The following is a 6,267-nucleotide window of genomic DNA, read 5'->3' as shown; positions in this document are numbered from 1 at the left end:
CCGAAACCAATCAACAGGTTTCGGATTTTTACACATCAGGAGGATCGGTCAATGGATCCTTAACTGATCGGCATTAGGGCCAGTGGCCCTCTTTTTACTGCAAGTTGCCGCGTTTAAACAGACAGCAACTCACTGTGAATAAAGAAAAAATTGCGATCGCTCAAAGCACGATCAATTACTGGGTCAGATCCTTATCAATCCAGTACTTGGAGCCGGAGATATTGGCATCAAACAACAGGCCTTTCTCGCCAATCTGGTAGATCGCCATGCCGCCGTTGTATTTGGCGGTCAGCTCGGCACTCTCCTTGCCGGCCACCACCCCCACTTCGGAGGTGGCCTCCCAACCCTGGGTCACGAAGGCATCGAATCTGGCCTTGTCTTCGAACAGGATCACCTGCTGATAGAACTTGCCGCCGATCCCGGCAGCAAGACCCGCGCCAAACATCTTCATATAGGTGTGCTTGCCGTTTTTGCGATTGACCGCCACCCCGGCGCCCTGATTGGTATGCAGCATCAGGGAGAACTTGCGCGAATCGAACACCGCATAGCCATAAGCCTTGTCAAACAGCAACTTGGCAGAGGGTTGCTCGTTGAACAACCGCACCAGTGCGGTATCTGCCATGGTGTTAAGGGCCAGCCGGGCCTCTTGCGCCGTCTTGGGATTCAACATCTCGTCGAGCTTCTTGTCGGCGACCTTCAACCACTCCTTGCCGGTCGCGATGCTCTTGTCGGTCCAGACCCCGGCGGTGTTGAAAGCCTCCTCACCCCAGGCGGAGATGGAGGCCCAACTCTTCTTGGAAAAATCGCTGACATCCTGCCACACCTCCTTGCCGGTCTCGCTCACCGCCGTCCCGAGATCGGAGGCGGCGGCCTTGAGCTTGGCCCAGTCGGCATAACAGGGTGAGAAGGCCAGACTCAGTGACAAGGCCAGCAACCAGTTGCGATTGTTCATCTTCTTGCTCCCATTCCGTGTTACCCGTTTACCCACCCTCTCACCCGGAGCTCGGGTGATGGCCAACATAAACAGGTTTGTCGTGCATGTCGTGCGCAGGTCATCCCGCATTATCGGGACGACGCGCCATTGAGGCAATCATTGAGTCCATCCTCACCTCACACTTGGCACACAAACCCGTGCGGCAACCATAAAAAAAGCTGCTCGCCAATGGCGAACAGCTTTGATGACAGCACAGGCCGGAGCGCTTATTCGACCATCATCACCTTGCAGGTGTTGGTACTGCCCACAGTTTCCATCTTGTCACCGTGGGTCAGCAGCACCATGTCACCGCTCTGCAGCAGGCCTTTGGCCTTGAGCACGTCCAGCGCGTCGCGACACACTTCGTAGACCGGCTTGGTCTCGTCACCGTCAAACATCACCGGGGTAACGCCACGGTAGAGGTTGGTCCAGGCCAGGGTCTTGTTGTGGGGGGACATGGCGAAGATCGGCAGACCGGAGCTGATACGGGACATCAGCAGCGGGGTAGTGCCGGATTCAGTCAGCGCCACGATCGCCTTGACCCCTTCCAGGTGGTTGGCGGCATACATGGTGGACATGGCCACCGCCTCTTCCACCGAGGTGAAGGTGTAGTTCATGCGATGGTTGGAGACGTTCAGGCTCGGGTGCTTCTCGGCACCGACACAGACGCTCGCCATGGACGTCACGGTCTCGATGGGGAACTGACCAGCGGCGGTTTCGGCAGAGAGCATCACCGCATCGGTACCATCCAGCACGGCGTTGGCCACATCCATGACCTCGGCACGGGTCGGCAGCGGCGCGTTGATCATCGACTCCATCATCTGGGTCGCGGTGATCACCACGCGGTTCAGACGACGGGAGTGACGGATCAGCTTCTTCTGTACGCCAACCAGCTCGGGGTCGCCGATCTCGACACCGAGATCACCACGGGCGACCATGACGGCATCGGAACCGAGGATAATGTCTTCCATCGCCTCATCGGTCGCGACGGTTTCGGCACGCTCTACCTTGGCCACGATCTTGGCGTTGGAGCCAGCTTCACGGGCCAGCTCGCGGGCGTAGCGCAGATCATCGCCACAGCGCGGGAAAGAGACCGCCAGGTAGTCGACGTTCATCAGGGCCGCGGTCTTGATGTCTTCCTTGTCTTTCTCGGTCAGGGCCGGTGCGGAGAGACCGCCCCCTTTCTTGTTGATGCCCTTGTTGTTGGAGAGCGGCCCGGCCACGGTCACCGTGGTGTGAATGCGGGTGCCTTCAACCTGCTCGACTTTCAGTTGCACACGGCCATCGTCCAGCAGCAGGATGTCGCCCGGTACCACATCGTTTGGCAGGCTCTTGTAGTCGATGCCGACCTGCTCCTGACAACCTTCACCCTTGCCGAGTGCCGCGTCGAGAATGAACTTGTCACCGATGGCCAGATAGACTTTGCCATCCTTGAAAGTGGAAACACGGATTTTCGGGCCTTGCAGATCACCCATGATGGCGACGTGACGACCGAGCTTGGCAGCAATGTCACGCACCTGATTGGCGCGCAGGATATGGTCTTCAGCAGTGCCGTGAGAGAAGTTCATCCGCACCATGTCGGCCCCGGCGCGGATGATCCCTTCGAGGATCCCTTCGCGGTCGGTAGCCGGACCGAGTGTGGTTACAATCTTTGTACGTCTAGGCATGAAAGACTCCAATATGAAGTTGATATGACTTGAGATTCTGCCCCATCAAGCCCATGGCTCGATGCACCCGTTTGCAAACCATCTGGGTGGTTTTTGTTATTAAATTACAATACTACACCAAGGCGGGTGGCATAGACAGTCGGGGGCCGGAGCCCCCGACGGTTCAGGAAGAGTGCGGGGTTTCGAAGCGGGATTCGCGCAATCCCTCTTTCACTTTTTTCAGATTTTCGCGAAATTTCATCCCCCGGCGCAGGGTAAAACCGGTCGCCAGCACATCCACCAGCGCCAACTGGGCAATGCGGGATGCCATCGGCATATAGACATCGGTATCTTCCGGCACATCCATGGAGAGCACCAGATTGCACTCGCGGGCCAGCGGGGAATCCTTGGCCGTCATGCCGATCACGGTGGCGTCGTTCTCGCGGGCCAGCGCGGCGATTTCGACCAGCGCCTTGGTGCGGCCGGTGTGGGAGATCAGCACCACCACATCCCCTTCGCTGCTGTTGATGCAGCTCATGCGCATCATGACGATGTCCTCAAAACTCACCACCGGAATATTGAAGCGGAAGAATTTGTTCTGGGCATCGCGGGCAACGGCGGAGGAGGCACCCAGGCCGAAGAAGCTGATCTTCTTGGACTGGGTCAGGATATCGACACAACGATTGATGGCGGAGATATCCAGGCTGTTTTTGGCAGCATCCAGACAGGCCATGGTGGATTCGAAGATCTTGGCGGTGTAGGTATCCGGCCCGTCTTCCGCTTCCACATGACGATTTACGTAAGGCGTGCCATTGGCCAGGCTCTGGGCCAGATGGAGTTTGAAATCGGGAAAGCCCTTGGTATCGAGACGGCGGCAAAAGCGGTTGACGGTCGGTTCACTGACGTCGGCCATCTTGGCCAGGGCGGCGATGCTGGAGTGGATAGCGGTCTGGGGAGACGCCAGGATCACCTCGGCAACCTTGCGTTCTGATTTACTGAAACTTTCCAAGTTGTTCGTAATTTTATCAAGGGTATTCATCATCACCACCAGGCGTTTTTGTAATTTAGCTTCAGTGTCTTTGCACTCAATCTACGGCTAAGCAGGTTTCCAATCAAGCTAAGGACTATACAAGACAAGCGGTTATGGCCACTAACGCCTGCCATACAAAGTATGACTCATCTCTAATTATTTCGTACTTTTCGTTACAAAACGTCACCTTGCCGTGAAAGCGCTTACAAATGTTGCAAAGCAACAACATTGTGAGCAGGCGCACGTTTGTATCGATCCGGCGGGTGAGCGGGGCCCGGCTCGGATAGAATGGGCCGTCATAATCCAACAATAATCTCGGGACACCACGGTCGTCCCCATCCTGTAACGAAGGAGTTGTTATGCAGCATACCCATGCGCTGGTCGGCGATGTCGGCGGCACCAATGCGCGTCTGGCCCTGTGTGAGCTGGCCACCGGTACTATCTCTCAGGCAAAGACCTACTCAGGTCTGGCCCATCCCAGCCTTGAAGCCGTGGTACGTCTCTATCTGGACGAACACAAGGTAGCGGTAGGTGAAGCCTGCATCGCCATCGCCTGCCCCATCAACGGTGACTGGGTCGCCATGACCAACCACAGCTGGGAGTTCTCCATCAGCGAGATGCAGAGCAATCTCGGGCTGGCTCGCCTGCAGGTGATCAACGACTTCACCGCCGTCTCGATGGCGGTGCCGGTACTGGCTGAATCGGATCGCATCCAGCTGGGCGGCTCGGCGCCGGTGGCTGGCAAACCCATCGCCATCTATGGCGCGGGCACCGGCCTTGGGGTCGCGCATCTGGTCAAGGCGGGCGAGCAGTGGCTGAGTCTGCCGGGTGAAGGGGGTCATGTGGATTTTGCCGCCAACAGCGAAGAGGAAGATGCGGTGCTGCAGGTGATGCGTGGCGAACTGGGTCATGTCTCGGCCGAGCGTTTCCTCTCCGGCCCGGGTCTGGTCAATCTCTATCGCGGGCTGGTGAAATCCGATGGCCGTGAGCCCGAGCCGTTCGCCCCCAAAGACATTACCGAACGCGCGCTGGCCGGGGAGTGTCTCGATTGCCGTCGTACCTTGAGCCTGTTCTGCGTGCTGATGGGTCGCTTTGCCGGCAATCTGGCCCTCAATATGGGGACCTACGGCGGCATCTATATCGCTGGCGGCATAGTGCCACGCTTTCAGGAGTTCTTTACCGGTTCCGGTTTCCGGGTTGCCTTTGAAGACAAGGGGCGCTTCAAGTCCTACCTCAAGGAGATCCCGGTGTTCCTGATCACCCACGAAGGACCGGGACTGCTCGGCGCGGGCGCTTACTTGCGCCAGTCGATGGGGATCAGCATCTGATTGAAGAGGGGCATGAGGCGGGATCATCCATGGTTCAGCCTCGATTCAGTGTGAATGGCATAAAGTAGCTGCACGTAACCAAGAGGGTTGTGCTTCACAAGGAGTGGAAAGCGACTCTCATCCGCTGGATACGTTTGTCACCTGACAAGCCTGAACTGTTTCAACCGGCCTTTTGGCCGGTTTTTTTTATGTCTGATATCCGGGATTACTGAGCCAGCGCCTTCAACTGCGCCTTGTCGGGCGGATTGTTCCAGTCGATGGGGCCGTGGGTAAAACGGTACTGCAACCGTGGCAGGCTGGTCTCCAGCCACTCTTCCCGAAAATAGGCATAACCCTGATCCCAATCCGGATCATTGGCCCAACCACTCTGCAGGAAGTAGAGCCGAGTACCCTGCCCTTCCGGCACAAAACGCAGGCACACCTGGGTTTTCTGCTGGCGGATATGGGGCAGGCTGGGTGGGAAATTCCAGCTGAAACTGAGCAGGTCATAGGGCATGACGGCCATGACCCGGCACCCTTCGCTGCCACGCTCGCCCAAGGGAGCATCAGGCCTGAAGTAGATCTCGAAAGGGCCATTCGGTTCGGCCACCATCAAACATTCGGGAGCCAGAAAACTGCGCAGACCGCTCTCGGTGGTCCAGGCGTGCCAGACATCGTCTATGTGCGCCGGAACAAAAATGTTGCCTTCAATCTGTTTATTGTCCATAAATCAGCGATCCTCAAGCCATCCATACATGGGACTCCGGCAGTATAGCCCCATGGCAAATACAATGGACAGAGCTTAATCACACCCTTGTCATTTGCATCAGATTAACCTGCCGCCATGCGGTTACCTCAGCGAACAGTGACTTGACCCGGGAGGTCATCATGATCCGGCTCATGGAAGAACAAGACATTCCCCAACTGGCCCGGCTGTTTTTAAAGAGCCGCCGCCACACCTTTCACTGGGTCGATCCCGCCCGCTTCCAGCTCGAGGATTTCGAGGAACAGACCCAAGGTGAACAGGTGTGGGTAGCCGAACAGGGGGGCAATATCTGCGGCTTTATCGCCATCTGGCAGCCCGACCACTTCGTCCATCACCTCTATGTCTCAAGCGACTGGCACGGTCAGGGGATCGGGCGCGCCCTGCTTGAGCGGGGCCTCGCTGATTCGCCGCGCGGCTCGCTCAAGGTGGCGACCCGCAATACGGCGGCATTAGCCTTCTATCATCGACTGGGCTGGCAAAACAGTGACGAGACCGGCCACTGCGAGGTCACCGGCCCCTGGTGTAAACTGCTTAGAAACTAGCGA

5 protein-coding genes and 1 pseudogene are annotated in these 6,267 nt (G+C 57.4%); 2 read left to right on the top strand and 4 right to left on the bottom strand.

What is annotated here, in order from left to right:
* Positions 1–175: 175 nt before the first annotated feature.
* The 3 genes from befA to PG888_RS12690 all read right to left on the bottom strand — a co-directional run bounded on the left by befA (position 176) and on the right by PG888_RS12690 (position 3,658).
* A complete protein-coding gene (befA, locus tag PG888_RS12700; protein ID WP_182937964.1) occupies positions 176–952 on the bottom strand; it encodes a beta cell expansion factor BefA in 777 nt (258 codons plus the stop codon).
* Positions 953–1,200: 248 nt separating this feature from the next.
* Entirely contained in the window at positions 1,201–2,640 is a 1,440-nt protein-coding gene (gene pyk / locus PG888_RS12695) for a pyruvate kinase (RefSeq protein WP_042658698.1), read from the bottom strand.
* A 163-nt stretch (positions 2,641–2,803) separates the two neighbouring features.
* Complete coding sequence (locus PG888_RS12690; RefSeq protein WP_167335576.1) at positions 2,804–3,658, bottom strand: MurR/RpiR family transcriptional regulator; 855 nt, start codon at positions 3,656–3,658, stop codon at positions 2,804–2,806.
* Between the two features lie 347 nt (positions 3,659–4,005).
* Here PG888_RS12690 and glk point away from each other — a divergent pair.
* A pseudogene (gene glk, locus PG888_RS12685) lies at positions 4,006–4,977 on the top strand (glucokinase); the annotation flags it as partial.
* Between the two features lie 205 nt (positions 4,978–5,182).
* Here glk and PG888_RS12680 read toward each other — a convergent pair.
* Positions 5,183–5,683, bottom strand: coding sequence for an SRPBCC family protein (locus PG888_RS12680; RefSeq protein ID WP_042060561.1), 501 nt, complete (start codon positions 5,681–5,683; stop codon positions 5,183–5,185).
* Between the two features lie 161 nt (positions 5,684–5,844).
* Between PG888_RS12680 and PG888_RS12675 the strand changes: the two genes are divergently transcribed.
* A complete protein-coding gene (locus PG888_RS12675; RefSeq protein ID WP_042658696.1) occupies positions 5,845–6,264 on the top strand; it encodes a GNAT family N-acetyltransferase in 420 nt (139 codons plus the stop codon).
* Positions 6,265–6,267: the final 3 nt, after the last annotated feature.

This window comes from Aeromonas sp. QDB23 (assembly GCF_027707745.1).
GTDB lineage: Bacteria > Pseudomonadota > Gammaproteobacteria > Enterobacterales > Aeromonadaceae > Aeromonas > Aeromonas allosaccharophila.
This window is presented reverse-complemented; position numbering and strand designations above follow the sequence as displayed.

What these genes read in the sequence shown, in the direction of transcription:
- pyk (WP_042658698.1), bottom strand. Translation starts at nt 2,640, where the DNA reads ATGCCTAGACGTACAAAGATTGTAACCACACTCGGTCCGGCTACCGAC.
- PG888_RS12680 (WP_042060561.1), bottom strand. Translation starts at nt 5,683, where the DNA reads ATGGACAATAAACAGATTGAAGGCAACATTTTTGTTCCGGCGCACATA.
- PG888_RS12690 (WP_167335576.1), bottom strand. Translation starts at nt 3,658, where the DNA reads ATGAATACCCTTGATAAAATTACGAACAACTTGGAAAGTTTCAGTAAA.
- PG888_RS12675 (WP_042658696.1), top strand. Translation starts at nt 5,845, where the DNA reads ATGATCCGGCTCATGGAAGAACAAGACATTCCCCAACTGGCCCGGCTG.
- befA (WP_182937964.1), bottom strand. Translation starts at nt 952, where the DNA reads ATGAACAATCGCAACTGGTTGCTGGCCTTGTCACTGAGTCTGGCCTTC.